Genomic DNA, 17,789 nt, shown 5'->3' on the forward strand with positions numbered 1-17,789 from the left:
GGCCCCCACTCCCCTGGCTTGAGCCCTCACTCACCATTCGGTGCCAGACACCTGGGCTCGTCCAGCATTCTTGGCCTTGTACAACTGCTCGTCAGCCGTGGTCAGCAACTCTTCAAATGTGGCAGGGGAATTGGCGGTTTTCACGGCGACCCCCAGGCTGATCGTGACCCTGTCAGCGACCGCCGAGTCCTCGTGAACAACCCCAAGATCGCGGACGCTTTGTTCTAAATGATGCGCGACTTGCATCGCCCCCGCCAATTCGGTTTCAGGCAACAAGCACGCAAACTCTTCACCACCGTATCTCACCACCACATCAGCAGGCCGGTGCAAACCGCGAAGAAGGGCTTGTGCAACCTTCTTCAAGCAGTCATCCCCTGCCTGATGACCGTAACGGTCGTTGTAACGCTTGAAGTGGTCCACATCGATCAAGATCAAGGCCAGCGAGCTCTTACTCCTGCTGGCTCTCAACCACTCCGTCGACAGGCGATGATCGAAATAGCGTCGGTTGAAGACGCCCGTCAATCCGTCCACAAAGACAAGCTTGCGCAAGAGGTCAGATTGCAGTTTCAGCTTGATGTGGGTCTTGACCCTGGCCCTGACCACATCCGGGTTGATGGGCTTGGAAATGAAATCCACCGCGCCAAGTTCTAATCCCTGGGTTTCCTGCAAGGGATCATTGTGCGCGGTGACAAAAATCACCGGGGTGTCGCTGATGGCTGGGTCGGCCTTGATTTGCCGATAAATCTCATGCCCGTCCATGCCATCCATGACCACATCCAGAAGCACCAAGTCTGGGTGTTGATCACGGCAAACCGACAAAGCTTGGGGGCCATTGGTTGCCATGAAAACTTGATAGTCCGCCGAGAAAGCGCGGTGGAGCACCTGAATATTAGTCGGTTGGTCATCCACTACCAAGAGTTTGGGCTTTCGACCGGAATCCTCCAGCAGTAATGCAAGTTCTGAATCAATGGCCGACATCCATCTCTCCGGTGAGCCAACTTATTTGGAATCAGGCGGCATCATGCATCTTGCAGCTTATTGCGCTGGCCGAACACTGAAACTCAGATGCAAATGGCCAACACATCACGGCAACAGTAATGTGAACAGGATATAGCCTGTGGCTGGCGTGATCCAGTTCAACGCGGCATCGGTGCCCACAATGAGGAAATGCTGTGTATTTCGCCACACTGCATCCGGCCTAAGCGGACCTGAAGGCGGCGCAAGCATTTGATCTACATGGTGCGCCCGGCTGGGATCGAACCAGCAACCCCTGCCTTCGGAGGGCAGTACTCTATCCATTGAGCTACGGGCGCAACGCAGGGGCAGATTCTAACAGTGGGTCAGCGACAAGCCCCTCTATAATCCGGCCTTTGTGGCAGGATTTTCTGCCATGTTCAGCAGCCGCAAGGCCTGCGCCCACGATAACCAGCGCCCCTGAGGATCCCATGAGCCAAGTGCCCAATTCTCACGACAACGATCACGAAGGCCCGATCAAGACACCCAAGCAACTGGCCGTGGCCGTGGGGCTGGCATTCATTGTGCCGATCATCATCATCATCCTGCTGGTCGAGTTCGTGGCATCCAGTGGCACCGGCTCTTCGGGCAGCGATGCCTTGTCCGAGCAGGCCACAGCCCAGCGTATCAGGCCTGTGGGCTCGGTCGAAGTCAAAATGGTCTCGGCCAATGCTGGGCCGCGCTCAGGCGAAGAGGTCTTCAAGGCGCAGTGCGCCGCCTGCCACGAATCGGGTGCCATGGGCGCTCCAAAGTTGGGCGATGCCGCAGGCTGGGGGCCACGCATTGGCACCGGTCTGGCAGCCTTGATTCAATCTGCTCTCAAGGGCAAGAACGCCATGCCGCCACAAGCGGGTGGCGAATTCAGCGATCTGGAAGTGAGCCGCGCGGTGGCTTACCTGGCCAACGCTGGCGGCGCCAAATTCACCGAGCCTGCGGCGCCCGCTGCTGCGGCCTCAGAGGCTGCGCCCCCCGCCAGCGACGTCAAATAAAAACCACGCTCAGCGTGGATCAAAAGCCGACTCAAGGGTCGGCTTTTTCATGCCTGAGGGGCCGGGGCTGGCTGGGGGTTCAGGCAATACGCGAATCGTTGCGGCAACTCTACAAACAGGATGTCCTGCGGATCCCACACCCCCGCCTCCACCGCGCTGGCTGCGGCATCCATGTCCATTGAACGCACCACGCCCAGCCCCAGTTCCGTCTCCAGGAACAAGCGACCGTGCTCGTCCAACCAGGCCCCGCGGACTTCGCCCACAACCTGGCGGGTGTGCGTGTCCACCTTGAAAGAATCCCCCTGGCGCTGCACCCCGAGCACCCAAGGCGCGGCCTCCAGCTCTAGGTACACCCGCTGCGGGCCATTCTGAAAAAACCACGCGCCTCGCTCATCAGACTCGTAATTGCGGTTAATGAAGTCGATCAGCTTGTCGTGCGTGATGCGGCTGCCTTTGACCTGCGGAAACGGCCCGGCGGCCTGCACCCGGTCATCCCGCATGTACCAGTCACCCCGGGCATCCAGGGCCAACCAGCCATGGCAATTCGGCACATTGGGCCACTTCTTCAAAGCGGCCTTGACGATGTCATCCATGGAATCCCTTGTTGGTCGGTCAAAGATGCTGGGCCAGCCAGGGCCCCACGGCCTCTGGCAAGGTGGTCACGTGGCCCGGCATGGGGCCGGCTGGAAAACCCACATGGCCACCCTCCTCAGGCTGCCACAAAGTCACCCAGCTTCCCACCTCACCAGGCCTGGGCAAACTGGCCCCGGGGATGAAAGGATCGTTGCGGGCATTGATCACCAACGCGGGCACCCCGGTGATCAGATTCAAACGCGGTTGGGCCGAACAACGGGCCCAGTAATCGAGCGTCCCTGCGAACCCATGCAGCGGCGCGGTGAACACATTGTCGAACTCAAACAGATCCCGAGACGCGCGCAGGGCCTGCTCGTCGAACAAACCTGGAAACTGCGCCAACTTGGCCAAGGCTTTGGGCTTCATCGATTTCAGGAACATGCGGGTGTAAACCTGCCGGTTGAAGCCGCACCCAATGGCCTCGCCTGCCGCCGCCAAGTTCAATGGGGAAGACACCGCTGCCACGGCCTTGGCCACCTTCCGCGCTTCGTTGCCCGACTCCTGAGCCCAGCGCAGCAAGGCATTGCCCCCCATCGAAATGCCCACAACCACCATCGGCCCCCCATGAGCGGCCAACAAGCGGCGCAAGATCCAATCGATTTCCACGAAATCGCCCGAGTGGTAGGACCTGGGGCCCAGGTTCAACTCGCCCGAGCAGCCTCTGAAATGCGGAACCGCGTACGACCAGCCTTGCGCCCGGGCCCAATGAGCGAATGCCAGCGCATAGTGGCTGTGCGATGAGCCTTCCAGCCCATGGAACAGCACCAGGCAAGGCGTGGAGGCCGCGCCGACCTTGAGCGCAGGCAGCAGGTCCACATCGATGAAGTCCCCATCGGGCGTGTCCCATCGCTGCCGCTGGTATGGCACGTTGGCGGGGTAGGGACTGGCGTGTGGTCGAGAAAGCAGCGCGGGCCAGATGGTCTGCACATTGCCCCCCCAACTGCCCCGCCCTTTGAGCCAACGTGGCGCCGTATAGGACTGCATGATGTCGCCCAATGTCAATGCAAGGTGGCGGTCGGTTCGGCCAGCTCCTGAAGCTCATGCGCCTGACCGGGACTGGCGTGGTGCAGAACCATGCGCCAACCCAACGCGGTCCGCAAATACACATTCGTGGCCAGCACAAACGCCGTCTGCAGCCCATCGGGGGTCAGTGCCTGCACCCTCTCCAGCACATGGTGTACCTCGCAATGGCCGGTTTCAAGTCGGCGCACCTGCTGCAGGGTGACCTGCACCGGCCCATTCGCAAAGATGGCTTCGAACGTGCCGCGAATGGCCACTTCACCCACCACCCGAGGCCCGCCAGGGTGCACACAAGCGATATCTTCATCGTCGGACCAGACCGACATCAGACGCTCCAGGTCACCCTGCTGCAAGGCCTCGTAGAACGTGGCCTCGGTATCGTCCGCCGACGCCATGAGCGCGGCCTGGGAAGCTTTGCGGGCGCGGGGATCACTCATGGGTTGTCAAGCGTCAGACAGGTTGAACACAACGATCCAGGACTCAACGGAACACCACGGTCTTGTGACCGTTCATCAGCACCCTGTGCTCGACATGCCATTTCACGGCACGCGCCAGCACCACGCACTCCACATCTCGCCCGACGGCGGTGAAGTCTTCCGGACTCAAGGTGTGATCGACACGCTCCACATCCTGTTCAATGATCGGACCTTCGTCCAGATCTGCCGTCACATAATGCGCCGTCGCCCCAATCAGCTTCACTCCACGATCATGCGCCTGATAGTAGGGCTTGGCCCCCTTGAAGCTGGGTAAAAAACTGTGGTGAATGTTGATGGCCCGCCCCTTGAGAAAAGCGCAGAACTCCGGACTCAGGATTTGCATGTAACGCGCCAGCACGACCAAGTCGATGCCCTCCTGCTCCACCAGCGCTTCCACCTGCTGCTCCTGGGAACGCTTGACCTCCGGGCCCGCCCCGATAGGCAATGGCAGATGGTGAAACGCGATGCCGTAACTGGCCGCGAGCTCGGCGTAGTCAGGGTGGTTGGAGACAATGGCCGGGATTTCCACCGGCAGCTGACCTGACTGCCACCTGAACAGCAAATCATTCAGGCAGTGCCCATGCTTGCTGACCATGATCAGCATGCGCGGTTTGCGAGATTGAACGCGAATCGTCGCCGTCATGGCGAACTGCTCACGCACATGGCCAAACAAATTGGCCAACGTGGCCTCGTCCGCCAAATGCTCGGGCGCCTCGAAATGCACGCGCATGAAGAACAAACCGGTGCTGTCCTCATTCTGTACATCGCCAAACTGCTGTGAGTCGATGATGTTGCAACCGGCCTGGTAAAGCAGGCCCGACACGGCATGGACAATGCCCGTCGTGTCTCGGCACGACAGGGTCAGGACGAATTCGCGCTTGATATTCATGATGGGCGGGATTGTAGGGGCCCACATCGCAGATGTGGGCAAAGGCCGCCCAAAATGGCCCGCCCACGCAGTCAACGCACCACCACAGGGCCCCGTCCAACGATCAGACTGGGCCCCGCTTCGCCTTGTTGGCGCTCAGTGGCCGTGGCCGACCTTCTCGCCCGCTTTGAGCTTGTAGGCCGTGCCACAGTAAGGGCACTGACCACCTTCGGGCGCCGTGACCACGTCGATGTACACGCGTGGATGAGTGCTCCACAAAGGCATTTTTGGGTTGGGGCAGAACACCACCCCCGGGCCTTGCAGCTCCTGCGCGGTGACTTCAACCACGGCTTTGGCTTTTGCAGTCGTGCTCATGGCGTGACGCTCCTCAGACCTTGGTCAACCACTCGGCATACTTGGGATTGCGGCCGTTGACGATGTCAAAGAACGCGCTCTGAATCTTCTCGGTGATGGGCCCACGCGCGCCCGCGCCGATCTCGATGCGGTCAAGTTCGCGGATGGGCGTCACTTCGGCGGCGGTGCCGGTGAAGAAGGCCTCGTCGCAAATGTAGACCTCGTCGCGCGTGATTCGCTTCTCACGGATCTCCAGGCCCAGGTCCTGGCAGATGGCGAAGATCGTGTTGCGGGTGATGCCATTGAGCGCACCAGCCGACAGATCGGGTGTGTACAGCTTGCCGTTTTTCACGATGAAGATATTCTCACCGGCACCTTCGCTGACGAAACCGCTGGAGTCCAGCAGCAGCGCCTCGTCATAACCCTCATCGGTCACTTCCAAGTTGGCCAGGATCGAGTTGGTGTAGTTGCTCACCGCCTTGGCCTGAGTCATCGTGATGTTGACATGGTGCCGCGTGTAGCTCGACGTCTTGACGCGGATGCCGCGCTTGAGGCCGTCTTCACCCAGGTAGGCACCCCAGGGCCAGGCAGCCACCATCAGGTGCACCTTGGCACCCTTGGGGCTCACGCCCATCTTCTCGGAGCCCAGCCATGCCAGCGGACGCAGGTAGCAGCTTTCCAGCTTGTTCTCGCGGACCACGTCCAGTTGCGCCTTGACCACCTCGTCGAAGCTGAAAGGAATCTTCATGCGCAGGATCTTGGCGCTGTTGAACAAGCGCTCGGTGTGCTCCTGAATGCGGAAGATCGCCGGCCCTTGGGCCGTGTTGTAGGCACGCACGCCCTCGAACACGCCGCAGCCGTAGTGCAAGGTATGGGTCAACACATGGATCTTGGCATCGCGCCATTCCACCATCTGGCCATCCATCCAGATTTTGCCGTCGCGATCGTCCATCGACATGGGAAGTCCTTTCGGGAATTGTCTAAGTATTCGTTCGTTGACAACCGGCCTTGTCGCACTCAGGGGTGCCGCCGGAAAACCTTCGATTGTAGTCGTGTGGCGTTTGATTTTTAGCTTGGGCATGCGTGCCGCCTGGTGGGCAGCCGCTTGCATGAGCGCATTCCCAATGCCCAATGACAAAAGCCGACCCAAGGATCGGCTTCTGCTTTAATTTTGGTTGCGGGGGCAGGATTTGAACCTACGACCTTTGGGTTATGAGCCCAACGAGCTACCAGACTGCTCCACCCCGCGACAGAGAATTAGACTATAGCATGCTTTTTATATTTGTCACGCTTTTTGTGCAGATCGTGCGCCAAAAGTGAAAAGGGCCAGCAATGTCGGCCCTTTGTTCAAACGCTGAGTGAACAGCGCTTGGCTGACTTACGCGTTGGTTTGGTCGTCAGCAACCGCTTCGGTGCCTTCGGTGCGCTCAACCAGCTCAACGTACGCCATGGGGGCGTTGTCGCCCACGCGGAAGCCCATCTTCAGGATCCGGGTGTAACCACCAGGACGCGCGGCGAAGCGGGGGCCCAGCACGTTGAACAGCTTGACCACGTTGTCGCGGTCACGCAGGCGGTCGAACGCCAAGCGCTTGTTCGCCAGGGTGGGGTTCTTGGCCAAAGTGATCAGGGGCTCGACCACACGGCGCAATTCCTTGGCCTTGGGGACGGTGGTCTTGATGGCTTCGTGCTGAATCAGCGAGTTCGCCATGTTGCGAAGCATCGCCAAGCGGTGCGACGAAGTGCGATTGAGTTTGCGGAGTCCGTGTCCGTGACGCATGGTGCTGTCCTTTCTTACTTTATAAAACCGGCGGCCGGTTCAAGGTACCGCCGGGTGCACCGGGCAGCGGTTTGTTGAAACAAACTCACCACCCACTTTCAAAAAATCAACGCTTGTCGAGACCTTGAGGCGGCCAGCTTTCCAGGCGCGAGCCCAGGGCCAAACCACGCGAAGCCAGCACTTCCTTGATTTCGTTGAGCGACTTGCGACCCAGGTTTGGGGTCTTGAGCAACTCGGTCTCGGTGCGCTGGATCAGGTCGCCGATGTAATAAATATTTTCGGCCTTCAGGCAGTTGGCCGAACGCACGGTCAGTTCCAGTTCGTCGACAGGACGCAGCAGGATCGGATCGAAGTTCTGAGCCGACTTGGCAGGTGCATCGAAGGCGGCGATTTCGCTGCCTTCCAGTTGCGCGAACACTGCAAGTTGCTCCACCAGGATCTTGGCCGAAGCACGGATCGCTTCCTCAGGCGAAATCGCGCCGTTGGTTTCGATTTCCATGACCAGCTTGTCCAGGTCGGTGCGCTGCTCCACTCGGGCGCTTTCGACCGTGTAGCTCACGCGGCGAACCGGCGAGAAGGACGCGTCCAGCACGATGCGGCCGATGGCCTTGGTGCTTTCGTCGCCATAGCGGCGGATGTTGCCCGGCACATAGCCGCGGCCCTTTTCCACCTTGATCTGCATGTCCAGCTTGCCGCCGTGCGACAAGTGCGCGATCACGTGGTTGGGGTTGACGATCTCGACGTCGTGAGGCGTCTGGATGTCGGCGGCAGTGACAGGGCCTTCGCCATCCTTGCGCAGCACCAGCGTGACTTCGTCGCGGTTGTGCAGACGGAAGACCACACCCTTGAGGTTCAACATGATGTGAACGACGTCTTCTTGAACGCCGTCAACGGTCGAGTACTCGTGCAGCACGCCCGCGATGGTCACTTCTGTCGGAGCAAAACCCACCATCGATGACAACAGGACGCGGCGCAAGGCGTTGCCCAGGGTATGGCCATAGCCACGCTCGAACGGTTCGAGGGTCACTTTGGCGCGGTGGCCGCCCAAGGGCTCCACCTGAATGGCTTTGGGTTTCAGCAAATTGGTTTGCATGAGCTCTTCCTGTCAATACCCTCGGCTCGTTACACCGATAAGGCTGCTGGACCAACCGGAGCAACATGCTCCGGTCTTGAAAACAAAACGCACAAAGCCGCGCGACACGACCCACGGCCGTGAAGCGCAGCTGATGTGTGAATCAACGCGAATACAGTTCGACGATCAACGATTCGTTGATGTCGGCGCCAAATTCATCGCGGTCCGGGGTCTTCTTGAAAACACCTTCAAGCTTGGTGTTGTCCACTTGCACCCAGGCTGGCATGCCGATGGACTCGGCCAGCTTCAGTGCTTCCAGAACGCGAACTTGCTTCTTGGCTTTTTCGCGCACACCCACCACATCGCCAGTCTTGACGTTGTACGAAGGAATGTTCACCACTTGACCGTTCACGGTCACACCCTTGTGCGAGGTCAGCTGACGAGCTTCGGCGCGGGTGGAGGCAAAGCCCATGCGGTAAACGACGTTGTCCAGGCGCGATTCCAGCAGAAACAACAGGTTCGAGCCCGTGTTGCCCTTGCGGCGATCGGCTTCGGCAAAGTAGCGGCGGAACTGACGCTCCAGCACGCCGTACATGCGCTTGACTTTTTGCTTTTCGCGCAGTTGCAGACCGAAGTCCGAGGTGCGCGAACCAGACGTGCGGCCGTGCTGGCCGGGTTTGGTGTCGAATTTGGACTTGTCGCTGATGGGGCGACGAGCGCTCTTCAAAAACAGGTCGGTGCCTTCACGGCGGGCCAGTTTGGCCTTGGGTCCGAGGTAACGTGCCACGTGCTTTTCCTTGGGGTCTGTCTGACGTCAGATTGAGGATTGGAAATCCATCAATGGCCGACGCGAGTCTGGCGGATATTGTTCGAATCGCTCAGACGGTGGGCTTCGATAACCTGCCTTTGCACGCCAACATGTCAAGGGCCTTGACGGCTCACCAACACAAAGCGCACCCAGTCAGGTGCAGAGAACTCGCGAGTATAACAGTTGCAAAAAAATACTCAAGAAACTGCGAACAGATTCACTGAGCATTTTCCGAACCATCGCCTGGGGTGAACGCCCCAAACAATGAAGCCTCGCCCGCGTCCTGAACAGGACACGCACGAGGCCCGATGTCACATCAGATACGACGACGCTTCTGAGGACGGCAGCCGTTGTGCGGCACTGGCGTCACGTCAGAGATCATGTTGATCCGGATGCCGAGAGCGGCCAAAGCGCGAACCGAGGATTCGCGACCAGGACCGGGGCCCTTGATCTCGACGTCCAGGTTCTTGATGCCTTGTTCTTGGGCAGCACGACCAGCCACTTCAGCAGCCACCTGGGCAGCGAAGGGAGTGGACTTGCGTGAGCCCTTGAAACCCTGACCACCACTCGACGCCCACGCCAGGGAATTACCTTGGCGATCGGTGATCGTGATGATCGTATTGTTGAACGACGCATGCACGTGAGCGATGCCGTCCGCGATGTTCTTGCGGACCTTCTTGCTCACACGACGTGCTGCCGTGTTGGCAGGTGCTTTAGCCATGGTTATCTTCTCTCATCTTAATGAACGGCGACACCCAGACGATCACTTCTTACCAGCGATCGACTTGCGCGGGCCCTTGCGGGTACGTGCATTGGTGCGGGTGCGTTGACCGCGCATGGGCAAACCACGACGGTGACGGAAGCCGCGGTAGCAGCCCAAGTCCATCAAACGCTTGATGTTGATCGAGATTTCGCGACGCAGGTCACCTTCAATGGTGATCTTTGCCACTTCGTCCCGGATTTTTTCCAAATCGCCGTCCGTCAGGTCTTTGATCTTCTTGTTGTACGGGATGCCGCTCACCGTGCAGATTTTCTGCGCAGTGGTGCGACCGATGCCGTAAATAGAAGTCAAACCGATTTCGGTGTGCTTGTGCGGCGGAATGTTGATGCCAGCAATACGTGCCATAACTGTCCTCTGAAGGCGTGTGTCGTCGCTAAACCAGGCTTAACCCTGGCGTTGCTTGTGGCGGGGATCCGTGCAGATGACACGGACCACACCCTTGCGACGGATGATTTTGCAATTGCGGCACATCACTTTGACGGAAGCCGAAACTTTCATGATCTTCTCCTGGACCGTTGAAACTCAACGGAAATTCGCCCACGTTTCCGGGGTCAACAAAAACTCAACTCACTTCGCCCGGAATACGATGCGAGCACGACTCAAATCATAGGGTGTGAGCTCCACGGTCACTTTGTCTCCTGGCAGGATGCGGATGTAGTGCATGCGCATTTTGCCGGAAATGTGACCGAGAACCACGTGCCCGTTCTCAAGCTTCACGCGAAAGGTGGCATTCGGGAGATTTTCCAGAATTTCACCCTGCATCTGGATGACGTCGTCTTTCGACATGTTTTCCTAAGTTGCATTGACCTGCGTCACCGCGATCAGCTCGATTTAAAGTTTGCCTTTTTCAGCAGCGATTCATACTGCTGAGACATCAGATAAGACTGAACCTGGGCCCAGAAGTCCATCGTGACAACCACGATGATCAAGAGCGAGGTCCCGCCGAAATAGAAAGGGACGTTGTACTTGAGCACGAGGAACTCGGGCAGCAGGCACACGGCCGTGATGTAAACAGCACCCACCAGGGTCAGACGGGCAAGAATCTTGTCGATGTAACGCGCCGTTTGATCACCAGGGCGGATACCGGGAATGAAGGCACCGCTCTTCTTCAAATTGTCTGCAGTTTCACGGCTGTTGAAGACCAACGCGGTATAGAAAAAGCAGAAGAAGACGATGGCAACAGAATACAAAAGCACGTAGATCGGTTGACCAGGCGACAACATGCCAGCCAAGTCCTTCAACCAACGCATGCTCTCACCCGTGGCGAACCAACCGACTGCTGTGGTGGGCAGCAAGATGATCGACGAAGCAAAGATCGGGGGAATCACACCCGCCATGTTGACCTTCAGCGGCAGGTGTGACGATTGTCCACCGTAAACGCGGTTGCCCACTTGACGCTTGGCGTAGTTCACCAGGATCTTGCGTTGCCCACGCTCAACGAAGACCACAAAATAAGTCACCAGGACGATCAACAACACGATGAAAATCGCCGCAGGGATGCTCATCGCACCGTTGCCAACCAATCCGAATAAACCAGCGATGGCACTTGGCAAGCCAGCCGCGATACCGCCAAAAATCAGGATCGAAATACCGTTGCCCAGACCGCGCTCGGTGATTTGTTCACCCAGCCACATAAGGAACATCGTGCCTGCCGTCAGGCTCATCATCGTGGTGAAGCGAAAACCCATGCCTGGGCTGATGACCAGACCAGCGGTTCCTTCCAACGCCACGGCAATGCCGAAAGACTGGAACAAGGCCAAACCCAAGGTGGCGTAGCGTGTGTACTGCGTCGTCTTGCGCCGACCAGCCTCGCCTTCCTTTTTCAAGGCCTCGAGGGTGGGGACCACGTAGCCCATCATCTGCATGATGATGGACGCCGAGATGTACGGCATGATGCCCAACGCAAAGACGGTGAAGCGCGACAACGCACCACCCGAAAACATGTTGAACAGACTCAGGATGCCGCCTTGCTGGCCCTTGAACAACTGTTGCAGCTGGGCAGGATCGATACCAGGCACGGGGATGTGCGCCCCGATGCGGTAAACGACCAGCGCCAGCAGCAGGAAAACCAGACGACGTTGAAGGTCGCCGAATTTTCCGCTTTGAGCCAGTTGATTGGGAGAAGTCGCCACGCTTGAATCCGTTCAGTCAGACATCATCACTCAGCGATCGCGCCGCCAGCAGCCTCAATGGCCGCCTTTGCAGCTGCAGTCGCGCCGATGCCCTTGAGGGACACCTTCTTGGTGAGTTCGCCAGTCTTGATGACCTTCACGACCTTGGCAATTTGCGGCACCAGACCGGCTTGCTTCAGGGTGAGGATGTCCACTTCGCCGACGCTCAGCAATTCCAAATCAGTCAAAGTGATCTGCGCGTTGTACTTCAGCAGATGCGACTTGAAACCGCGCTTGGGCAGGCGACGTTGCAAAGGCATTTGACCGCCCTCGAAACCAACCTTGTGGTAGCCACCCGAACGTGACTTTTGACCTTTGTGACCGCGACCTGCGGTCTTGCCCAGACCCGAACCGATCCCGCGGCCAACACGGCGCTTGGAATGCTTCGAACCCGAGGCGGGCTTGATGGTATTGAGTTCCATTAGATCACCTGAATCAGATAGCTGACCTTGTTGATCATGCCGCGAACGGCAGCGGTGTCCTCAAGGACAGCGGTGCTGTTCAAGCGACGCAGACCCAAGCCGCGCACGGTGTCACGGTGGTCCTGACGGGTACCGATGACGCTGCGAACGAGCTTGACTGTGACTGTTTTCTTTTCGCTCATGACGGTTCTCCGGCGATCAGTTGAAGATGTCTTCAACCGACAGGCCACGCTTTGCAGCGACATTGGCCGGGGTGGTCGACTTGTTCAAGGCGTCAAACGTGGCGCGAACCATGTTGTAGGGGTTGCTCGAACCGAAGCTCTTGGCCACGATGTCGGTCACGCCCATCATCTCGAACACAGCACGCATCGGGCCGCCAGCAATGATGCCGGTACCAGCAGGCGCGGGAGCCAACATGACGCGAGCCGCGCCGTGTTCGCCGAACACCGTGTGGTAGACCGAACCCTGCTTCAGGTTGACCTTGACCATGTTGCGACGAGCTTGTTCCATCGCCTTGGACACGGCCAGGGGCACTTCACGCGCCTTGCCTTTGCCCATGCCGACTTTGCCGTCACCATCACCGACCACGGTCAACGCGGCGAAACCCATGATCCGACCGCCCTTGACCACTTTGGTCACGCGATTCACTTGAATCATCTTTTCTTTTAAACCGTCGTCACGACCTTCGTCAGCGACCTTGGGTTGAAACTTAGCCATTTGAATTCCTTCCGGTTGCCAGACGCGGCTTAGAACTGAAGACCGGCTTCGCGAGCCGCTTCAGCCAATGCCTTGACACGGCCGTGGTAGGCGAAGCCCGCACGGTCGAAAGCCACCTTCTCGACGCCAGCAGCTTTCGCCCTTTCGGCGATTCGCTTGCCAATCAGCGTGGCGGCGTCCACATTGCCACCTTTGCCAGCCGCGCCCAATTGGGTGCGGATTTCTTTTTCGGCGGTTGAGGCCGAGGCGATGACAGTGTTGCCATCGCCAGAAATCACGCTGGCGTAGATGTGCAGGTTGGTGCGGAACACCGAGAGACGGGCCGCGCCCTGGAGCGCGATGCGTGCACGGGTTTGACGCGAGCGGCGCAGGCGCTGTTCTTTCTTGTTGGTAGACATGATGAATCAGCTCCTTACTTCTTCTTGGTCTCTTTCAAGACCACGCGCTCGTCGGCATAACGAATGCCCTTGCCCTTGTAGGGCTCGGGGGGACGGAAAGCACGCACTTCTGCGGCGATCTGGCCGACGACCTGACGATCCACACCCTTGATCAGCACTTCGGTCTGAGACGGGGTCTCGACCTTGATGCCAGCGGGCATGTCCTTGACGACTGGGTGAGAGAATCCGATTTGCAGATTCAGCTTCTGGCCTTGGGCCTGGGCACGAAAGCCCACACCGACCAGGGTCAGCTTTTTCTCGAAGCCCTTGCTCACGCCGTTGACCATGTTGTTCAACAAGGCGCGGATCGTGCCCGACATGGCATCAGCTTCAGTGCTGTTGTCAGCCGGGGACACTTTCAACACACCGGCGTCGTTTTGAACGGCGACCAGGCGGTGCTGAGGGCGACTCAAGGTGCCCAGGGCGCCCTTGATGGTGATTTGTTCTGCAGAGATCTGCACGTCCACACCCTGAGGGACGGCGATCGGCATTTTTCCTACGCGGGACATTGCGATGCTCCTAAGGGTTAGGCGACGTAGCAGAGCACTTCGCCACCGATACCGGCAGCACGTGCTTTGCGATCGGTCATCACACCCTTGGGCGTCGTCACGATGGCAACACCCAGGCCGTTTTGGACCTGAGGAATGTCGTGGCGACCCTTGTAGATGCGAAGGCCGGGACGGCTGACTCGCTCGATGCGCTCGATGACCGGGCGACCGGCGTAATACTTCAGCGAAATTTCAAGCGCGGGCTTGGTAGCCTCGCCTGCAACGACGTAAGAGTCGATGTAACCTTCGTCCTTCAGGACCTGGGCGATCGCGACTTTTAACTTTGATGACGGCATCGTGACGCTGGTTTTTTGGACCATTTGTGCGTTGCGGATGCGAGTCAGCATGTCGGCGATGGGATCACTCATGCTCATGGAATAACTCCTGTTCGTGCCCTAGCCGATTACCAGCTTGCCTTGGTGACACCGGGGATGTCGCCAGCGAAAGCCAATTCACGGATCTTGGAACGACCCAAGCCAAATTGGCGGAACGTGCCGCGCGGACGACCAGTCAAGCTGCAACGATTGCGCAGACGGGTCGGGTTTGCATTGCGGGGCAACTTTTGCAGCTCAAGACGAGCGGCGTAGCGCTCTTCGTCGGACTTCTTGGCATCATTGATGATGCCTTTCAGTTCGGCGTACTTCTTGGCGTATTGGGCCACCAGCTTTTCGCGCTTTTCTTCGCGTTGGATCAGAGACAGTTTTGCCACGTTCTCTACCTCAGTTCTTGAAAGGGAACTTGAATGCCGTCAACAGGGCCTTGGCCTCGTCATCGGTATTCGCGCTGGTGGTGATGCTGATGTTCAGACCACGGATCGCGTCGATTTTGTCGTACTCGATTTCCGGGAAAATGATCTGTTCTTTCACACCGACGTTGTAGTTGCCACGACCATCGAATGAACGACCCGAGATACCGCGGAAGTCACGAACGCGGGGCAGCGAAACGGTGACGAAACGGTCCAGGAATTCGTACATGCGGACACCACGCAGGGTGACCATGCAGCCGATGGGCATGTTTTCGCGGATCTTGAAACCGGCGATGGCTTTGCGCGACATGGTGACCACGGGCTTTTGGCCAGCGATCTTGGTCAGGTCGCTCACAGCGTGCTCCATGACCTTCTTGTCGGACACCGCTTCCGAGACACCCATGTTCAGGGTGATCTTGGTCAGGCGGGGCACTTGCATCACGGACTTGTAGCCGAACTTTTCAACGAGCGCCGGAACGACAGTCTCGCGGTAAAAGTCTTGCAGGCGTGCAGTTTGTTGAGTCATCTTGAACCTCAAGCCTTGATTTCTTCGCCGCTGGACTTGAAGACGCGAACTTTCTTGCCGTCAGCCAGGAGCTTGATGCCAACACGATCAGCCTTGCCGGTAGCGGCATTGAAGATGGCGATGTTGGACTGGTGAATGGGCATGGTCTTATCAACGATGCCGCCGGTGGTGCCCTTCATGGGGTTGGGGCGAACATGCTTTTTAACCATGTTCACGCCATCGACCACCAGATGGTCTTCATCCACGCGGACCGAAACGGTGCCGCGCTTACCTTTGTCACGACCGGTCAACACGATGACCTGGTCGCCTGTACGAATCTTGTTCATGGGCTGTGTGTCCTTTGCAGCTACGCCAGAGGATCAGAGGACTTCAGGAGCCAGCGACACGATCTTCATGAAGCGCTCGGTACGCAGTTCACGCGTCACGGGGCCGAAGATGCGGGTGCCGATGGGCTCCAGCTTGGCGTTCAACAGCACAGCTGCATTGCCATCAAACTTGATGAGCGAACCGTCTTGACGACGAACACCCTTGGCGGTGCGGACGACCACAGCGCTGTAGACTTCGCCTTTTTTGACGCGACCACGAGGAGCAGCTTCTTTGATGCTGACCTTGATGATGTCGCCAATACCGGCGTAACGACGCTTGGAGCCACCGAGCACCTTGATGCACATGACGCTCTTGGCACCCGTGTTGTCAGCGACGTCAAGTCGCGATTGCATTTGAATCATGGTGTACTTACCCCAACTTGGCTTTTCGGCTGCACAAAAATTGCACAACAACGAACAGTCAGTCTTGGGCCCGTAGAACGGGCGGATCTGAAATAAAGTCTGAGCCCTTGATTTACCCGCCGCAGCAACCGATCTGAATTTGCATCAGGTCAATCGAGGGACTTGGGCTGGAACTCAAACCTTGTTTCAGCGAAGAATTCGATTATGCACTACTTTTGGAAAGAGTGTCAAGCGGTTCCGCCAACAGTCAATCCATCGATGCGCAAAGTGGGTTGGCCGACACCGACAGGCACGCTTTGGCCATCTTTGCCACAGGTGCCCACGCCGCTGTCCAGCTCAAGGTCGTTGCCGATCATGCTGATGCGCGTGAGCGCGTCGGGGCCGTTGCCGATCAGGGTCGCGCCCTTGACCGGGTACTGGATCTTGCCGTTCTCAACCCAATACGCCTCGGAGGCCGAGAAGACGAACTTGCCGCTGGTGATGTCGACTTGGCCACCACCGAAGTTGACCGCGTAGAGGCCCCGCTTGATGGAGGCCACGATTTCTTGGGGATTTTTGTCGCCGGCCAACATGTAGGTATTGGTCATGCGGGGCATGGGGACGTGGGCATAGCTTTCACGGCGGCCGTTGCCCGTGGGCTTGGTCTTCATGAGGCGCGCATTGGTGGCGTCTTGAATGTAGCCACGCAGGATGCCATCTTCAATGAGCACGGTGCGCTCGGTGGCGCAGCCTTCATCGTCAACGTTCAGGGAGCCGCGGCGGTCAGGGATGGTGCCGTCGTCGAGCACGGTGACGCCCTTGGCGGCCACGCGCTGGCCGACGCGGCCCGAGAACACGCTGGAGCCCTTGCGGTTGAAATCGCCTTCCAAGCCATGGCCGACGGCTTCATGCAGCAAGATGCCGGGCCAGCCATTGCCCAGCACGACGGTCATTTCGCCAGCCGGCGCGGGACGGGCTTCCAGATTGACGGAGGCCGCGTGCACGGCTTGGTCAACGTAGCGCTGGAGCATGTCGTCGGTGAAGTAGGCCAGGCCAAAGCGGCCCCCACCACCGGAGGACCCGACTTCGCGGCGGCCATTTTGCTCGGCAATGACGGTGAGCGACAGGCGCACCAGCGGGCGCACGTCGGCGGCCAGGGTGCCATCGGCACGGGCGACCATGACGACGTCGTATTCGCAGCCCAGTCCGGCCATGACCTGCACGACGCGGGGGTCCTTGGCGCGGGCGCGCTTTTCGATGTTTTCGAGCAGGGCGACCTTCTCAGCACTGTCGAGCGAGGCGATGGGGTCGAAAGCGGGGTAAAGGCGACGACCGCCTGCCACAGTGTGGGCGCCTACCTTGACGCGGCGGCTTTGGCCGGCCGAGGCGATGGTGCGCACGGTGCGGGCCGCGTCAAGCAGGGCCGCTTCGGAGATGTCGTCTGAGTAAGCGAAGGCGGTTTTTTCACCAGAGACAGCGCGCACGCCGACGCCCTGGTCAATGCCGAAACTGCCGGATTTGACGATGCCCTCTTCCAGACTCCAACCCTCGGAGCGGGTGTACTGGAAGTACAGGTCAGCATCGTCAACACGGTGTTCCGTGATGACCTTGAGGGCCTTGAGCAGGGTGGATTCGTCCAGACCGTAGGGTGCGAGCAGGAGTTCGCGGGCGGTGTGGAGTCGTTCGATGGTGGCGTCAACAGCAATCATGGAGTCATTGTAGGA

General features: G+C 58.7%; 28 protein-coding genes and 2 tRNA genes. 2 read left to right on the top strand and 28 right to left on the bottom strand.

All coding sequences use genetic code 11. The annotated features are described in order from the left end of the window. Positions 1–30: 30 nt before the first annotated feature. On the bottom strand, positions 31–978 hold the full coding sequence (locus PSV38_RS00830; protein WP_300543750.1) for a diguanylate cyclase: 948 nt from the start codon (positions 976–978) through the stop codon (positions 31–33). Positions 979–1,237: 259 nt separating this feature from the next. Continuing rightward, positions 1,238–1,313 (bottom strand) — tRNA-Arg (locus PSV38_RS00835). 132 nt (positions 1,314–1,445) lie between these two features. Here PSV38_RS00835 and PSV38_RS00840 point away from each other — a divergent pair. After that, on the top strand, positions 1,446–2,003 hold the full coding sequence (locus tag PSV38_RS00840; protein WP_300543752.1) for a c-type cytochrome: 558 nt from the start codon (positions 1,446–1,448) through the stop codon (positions 2,001–2,003). A 47-nt stretch (positions 2,004–2,050) separates the two neighbouring features. Here PSV38_RS00840 and PSV38_RS00845 read toward each other — a convergent pair whose 3' ends face one another. The 15 genes from PSV38_RS00845 to secY all read right to left on the bottom strand — a co-directional run bounded on the left by PSV38_RS00845 (position 2,051) and on the right by secY (position 11,843). Further along, positions 2,051–2,596: a DUF2946 family protein gene (locus tag PSV38_RS00845; RefSeq protein ID WP_300543754.1), complete on the bottom strand. Its 546-nt coding sequence runs from the start codon at positions 2,594–2,596 to the stop codon at positions 2,051–2,053. 19 nt (positions 2,597–2,615) lie between these two features. Beyond that, positions 2,616–3,620, bottom strand: a complete 1,005-nt coding sequence (locus PSV38_RS00850) for an alpha/beta fold hydrolase (RefSeq protein WP_300543756.1) — start codon at positions 3,618–3,620, stop codon at positions 2,616–2,618. A 14-nt stretch (positions 3,621–3,634) separates the two neighbouring features. Next, positions 3,635–4,093 (bottom strand): nuclear transport factor 2 family protein, encoded by a 459-nt coding sequence (locus PSV38_RS00855; protein WP_300543758.1) that lies wholly within the window; start codon positions 4,091–4,093, stop codon positions 3,635–3,637. A 43-nt stretch (positions 4,094–4,136) separates the two neighbouring features. Next, positions 4,137–5,021: a formyltetrahydrofolate deformylase gene (purU, locus tag PSV38_RS00860; RefSeq protein ID WP_300543760.1), complete on the bottom strand. Its 885-nt coding sequence runs from the start codon at positions 5,019–5,021 to the stop codon at positions 4,137–4,139. Between the two features lie 135 nt (positions 5,022–5,156). Further along, the gene (locus PSV38_RS00865) at positions 5,157–5,375 is read right to left on the bottom strand and encodes a zinc-finger domain-containing protein (RefSeq protein ID WP_300543762.1); all 219 of its coding nucleotides are present in this window, start codon (positions 5,373–5,375) and stop codon (positions 5,157–5,159) included. A 13-nt stretch (positions 5,376–5,388) separates the two neighbouring features. Then, the gene (locus tag PSV38_RS00870; RefSeq protein WP_300543765.1) at positions 5,389–6,312 is read right to left on the bottom strand and encodes a branched-chain amino acid transaminase; all 924 of its coding nucleotides are present in this window, start codon (positions 6,310–6,312) and stop codon (positions 5,389–5,391) included. Between the two features lie 214 nt (positions 6,313–6,526). After that, a tRNA-Met gene (locus PSV38_RS00875) sits at positions 6,527–6,603 on the bottom strand. Positions 6,604–6,732: 129 nt separating this feature from the next. Beyond that, positions 6,733–7,131 carry a 50S ribosomal protein L17 gene (gene rplQ / locus PSV38_RS00880; RefSeq protein WP_300543768.1) on the bottom strand — a complete coding sequence of 133 codons (399 nt, stop codon included), beginning with the start codon at positions 7,129–7,131 and terminating at the stop codon, positions 6,733–6,735. A gap of 106 nt (positions 7,132–7,237) precedes the next feature. Continuing rightward, on the bottom strand, positions 7,238–8,224 hold the full coding sequence (gene rpoA, locus PSV38_RS00885) for a DNA-directed RNA polymerase subunit alpha (protein ID WP_230180436.1): 987 nt from the start codon (positions 8,222–8,224) through the stop codon (positions 7,238–7,240). Positions 8,225–8,366: 142 nt separating this feature from the next. Next, a complete protein-coding gene (rpsD, locus tag PSV38_RS00890) occupies positions 8,367–8,990 on the bottom strand; it encodes a 30S ribosomal protein S4 (protein WP_300543772.1) in 624 nt (207 codons plus the stop codon). A gap of 337 nt (positions 8,991–9,327) precedes the next feature. Continuing rightward, positions 9,328–9,732 carry a 30S ribosomal protein S11 gene (gene rpsK, locus PSV38_RS00895; protein WP_230180434.1) on the bottom strand — a complete coding sequence of 135 codons (405 nt, stop codon included), beginning with the start codon at positions 9,730–9,732 and terminating at the stop codon, positions 9,328–9,330. Positions 9,733–9,774: 42 nt separating this feature from the next. Then, complete coding sequence (gene rpsM, locus PSV38_RS00900) at positions 9,775–10,137, bottom strand: 30S ribosomal protein S13 (RefSeq protein WP_290663604.1); 363 nt, start codon at positions 10,135–10,137, stop codon at positions 9,775–9,777. A gap of 39 nt (positions 10,138–10,176) precedes the next feature. Beyond that, positions 10,177–10,290 (bottom strand): 50S ribosomal protein L36, encoded by a 114-nt coding sequence (gene rpmJ, locus PSV38_RS00905; protein WP_058086633.1) that lies wholly within the window; start codon positions 10,288–10,290, stop codon positions 10,177–10,179. Positions 10,291–10,359: 69 nt separating this feature from the next. After that, complete coding sequence (gene infA, locus PSV38_RS00910) at positions 10,360–10,578, bottom strand: translation initiation factor IF-1 (protein ID WP_011830996.1); 219 nt, start codon at positions 10,576–10,578, stop codon at positions 10,360–10,362. A gap of 35 nt (positions 10,579–10,613) precedes the next feature. Then, on the bottom strand, positions 10,614–11,843 hold the full coding sequence (gene secY / locus PSV38_RS00915; RefSeq protein ID WP_300544318.1) for a preprotein translocase subunit SecY: 1,230 nt from the start codon (positions 11,841–11,843) through the stop codon (positions 10,614–10,616). Here secY and PSV38_RS00920 point away from each other — a divergent pair. After that, positions 11,760–11,930 (top strand): hypothetical protein, encoded by a 171-nt coding sequence (locus PSV38_RS00920; RefSeq protein ID WP_300544339.1) that lies wholly within the window; start codon positions 11,760–11,762, stop codon positions 11,928–11,930. The two genes, secY and PSV38_RS00920, sit on opposite strands and share 84 nt — an antisense overlap. A gap of 20 nt (positions 11,931–11,950) precedes the next feature. On the opposite strand, the gene rplO is transcribed toward PSV38_RS00920, so the two are convergent. From rplO to tldD, 11 genes are all read right to left on the bottom strand, one after another. Beyond that, the gene (gene rplO, locus PSV38_RS00925; protein WP_300543787.1) at positions 11,951–12,385 is read right to left on the bottom strand and encodes a 50S ribosomal protein L15; all 435 of its coding nucleotides are present in this window, start codon (positions 12,383–12,385) and stop codon (positions 11,951–11,953) included. After that, positions 12,385–12,567, bottom strand: a complete 183-nt coding sequence (gene rpmD / locus PSV38_RS00930; RefSeq protein WP_230180430.1) for a 50S ribosomal protein L30 — start codon at positions 12,565–12,567, stop codon at positions 12,385–12,387. The genes rplO and rpmD overlap by 1 nt, the downstream gene beginning before the upstream one ends. A gap of 16 nt (positions 12,568–12,583) precedes the next feature. Beyond that, positions 12,584–13,102, bottom strand: coding sequence for a 30S ribosomal protein S5 (gene rpsE, locus PSV38_RS00935; RefSeq protein ID WP_300543790.1), 519 nt, complete (start codon positions 13,100–13,102; stop codon positions 12,584–12,586). 29 nt (positions 13,103–13,131) lie between these two features. Continuing rightward, positions 13,132–13,500: a 50S ribosomal protein L18 gene (gene rplR, locus PSV38_RS00940; RefSeq protein WP_290663592.1), complete on the bottom strand. Its 369-nt coding sequence runs from the start codon at positions 13,498–13,500 to the stop codon at positions 13,132–13,134. 14 nt (positions 13,501–13,514) lie between these two features. Next, positions 13,515–14,048: a 50S ribosomal protein L6 gene (rplF, locus tag PSV38_RS00945; protein WP_300543794.1), complete on the bottom strand. Its 534-nt coding sequence runs from the start codon at positions 14,046–14,048 to the stop codon at positions 13,515–13,517. A gap of 17 nt (positions 14,049–14,065) precedes the next feature. Beyond that, positions 14,066–14,461, bottom strand: a complete 396-nt coding sequence (gene rpsH / locus PSV38_RS00950) for a 30S ribosomal protein S8 (RefSeq protein ID WP_230180426.1) — start codon at positions 14,459–14,461, stop codon at positions 14,066–14,068. A gap of 29 nt (positions 14,462–14,490) precedes the next feature. Further along, positions 14,491–14,796, bottom strand: a complete 306-nt coding sequence (gene rpsN, locus PSV38_RS00955) for a 30S ribosomal protein S14 (RefSeq protein ID WP_300543796.1) — start codon at positions 14,794–14,796, stop codon at positions 14,491–14,493. A gap of 10 nt (positions 14,797–14,806) precedes the next feature. Beyond that, a complete protein-coding gene (gene rplE, locus PSV38_RS00960) occupies positions 14,807–15,358 on the bottom strand; it encodes a 50S ribosomal protein L5 (protein ID WP_300543798.1) in 552 nt (183 codons plus the stop codon). A gap of 8 nt (positions 15,359–15,366) precedes the next feature. Continuing rightward, positions 15,367–15,684 carry a 50S ribosomal protein L24 gene (gene rplX, locus PSV38_RS00965; protein ID WP_300543800.1) on the bottom strand — a complete coding sequence of 106 codons (318 nt, stop codon included), beginning with the start codon at positions 15,682–15,684 and terminating at the stop codon, positions 15,367–15,369. Between the two features lie 33 nt (positions 15,685–15,717). Beyond that, the gene (gene rplN, locus PSV38_RS00970; RefSeq protein WP_125241506.1) at positions 15,718–16,086 is read right to left on the bottom strand and encodes a 50S ribosomal protein L14; all 369 of its coding nucleotides are present in this window, start codon (positions 16,084–16,086) and stop codon (positions 15,718–15,720) included. A 227-nt stretch (positions 16,087–16,313) separates the two neighbouring features. Beyond that, entirely contained in the window at positions 16,314–17,774 is a 1,461-nt protein-coding gene (gene tldD, locus PSV38_RS00975; RefSeq protein WP_300543802.1) for a metalloprotease TldD, read from the bottom strand. Positions 17,775–17,789 lie beyond the last annotated feature (15 nt).

It is taken from the genome of Aquabacterium sp., from assembly GCF_029946005.1.
In the GTDB taxonomy this organism is placed as follows: Bacteria; Pseudomonadota; Gammaproteobacteria; order Burkholderiales; family Burkholderiaceae_C; genus Aquabacterium.

Bases quoted from the DNA above. Each gene is read 5' to 3' on its own strand.
- PSV38_RS00830 (WP_300543750.1), bottom strand. From the start codon at position 978: ATGTCGGCCATTGATTCAGAACTTGCATTACTGCTGGAGGATTCCGGT.
- PSV38_RS00840 (WP_300543752.1), top strand. From the start codon at position 1,446: ATGAGCCAAGTGCCCAATTCTCACGACAACGATCACGAAGGCCCGATC.
- PSV38_RS00845 (WP_300543754.1), bottom strand. From the start codon at position 2,596: ATGGATGACATCGTCAAGGCCGCTTTGAAGAAGTGGCCCAATGTGCCG.
- PSV38_RS00850 (WP_300543756.1), bottom strand. From the start codon at position 3,620: ATGCAGTCCTATACGGCGCCACGTTGGCTCAAAGGGCGGGGCAGTTGG.
- PSV38_RS00855 (WP_300543758.1), bottom strand. From the start codon at position 4,093: ATGAGTGATCCCCGCGCCCGCAAAGCTTCCCAGGCCGCGCTCATGGCG.
- purU (WP_300543760.1), bottom strand. From the start codon at position 5,021: ATGAATATCAAGCGCGAATTCGTCCTGACCCTGTCGTGCCGAGACACG.
- PSV38_RS00865 (WP_300543762.1), bottom strand. From the start codon at position 5,375: ATGAGCACGACTGCAAAAGCCAAAGCCGTGGTTGAAGTCACCGCGCAG.
- PSV38_RS00870 (WP_300543765.1), bottom strand. From the start codon at position 6,312: ATGTCGATGGACGATCGCGACGGCAAAATCTGGATGGATGGCCAGATG.
- rplQ (WP_300543768.1), bottom strand. From the start codon at position 7,131: ATGCGTCACGGACACGGACTCCGCAAACTCAATCGCACTTCGTCGCAC.
- rpoA (WP_230180436.1), bottom strand. From the start codon at position 8,224: ATGCAAACCAATTTGCTGAAACCCAAAGCCATTCAGGTGGAGCCCTTG.
- rpsK (WP_230180434.1), bottom strand. From the start codon at position 9,732: ATGGCTAAAGCACCTGCCAACACGGCAGCACGTCGTGTGAGCAAGAAG.
- rpsM (WP_290663604.1), bottom strand. From the start codon at position 10,137: ATGGCACGTATTGCTGGCATCAACATTCCGCCGCACAAGCACACCGAA.
- rpmJ (WP_058086633.1), bottom strand. From the start codon at position 10,290: ATGAAAGTTTCGGCTTCCGTCAAAGTGATGTGCCGCAATTGCAAAATC.
- infA (WP_011830996.1), bottom strand. From the start codon at position 10,578: ATGTCGAAAGACGACGTCATCCAGATGCAGGGTGAAATTCTGGAAAAT.
- rplO (WP_300543787.1), bottom strand. From the start codon at position 12,385: ATGGAACTCAATACCATCAAGCCCGCCTCGGGTTCGAAGCATTCCAAG.
- rpmD (WP_230180430.1), bottom strand. From the start codon at position 12,567: ATGAGCGAAAAGAAAACAGTCACAGTCAAGCTCGTTCGCAGCGTCATC.
- rpsE (WP_300543790.1), bottom strand. From the start codon at position 13,102: ATGGCTAAGTTTCAACCCAAGGTCGCTGACGAAGGTCGTGACGACGGT.
- rplR (WP_290663592.1), bottom strand. From the start codon at position 13,500: ATGTCTACCAACAAGAAAGAACAGCGCCTGCGCCGCTCGCGTCAAACC.
- rplF (WP_300543794.1), bottom strand. From the start codon at position 14,048: ATGTCCCGCGTAGGAAAAATGCCGATCGCCGTCCCTCAGGGTGTGGAC.
- rpsH (WP_230180426.1), bottom strand. From the start codon at position 14,461: ATGAGCATGAGTGATCCCATCGCCGACATGCTGACTCGCATCCGCAAC.
- rplE (WP_300543798.1), bottom strand. From the start codon at position 15,358: ATGACTCAACAAACTGCACGCCTGCAAGACTTTTACCGCGAGACTGTC.
- rplX (WP_300543800.1), bottom strand. From the start codon at position 15,684: ATGAACAAGATTCGTACAGGCGACCAGGTCATCGTGTTGACCGGTCGT.
- rplN (WP_125241506.1), bottom strand. From the start codon at position 16,086: ATGATTCAAATGCAATCGCGACTTGACGTCGCTGACAACACGGGTGCC.
- tldD (WP_300543802.1), bottom strand. From the start codon at position 17,774: ATGATTGCTGTTGACGCCACCATCGAACGACTCCACACCGCCCGCGAA.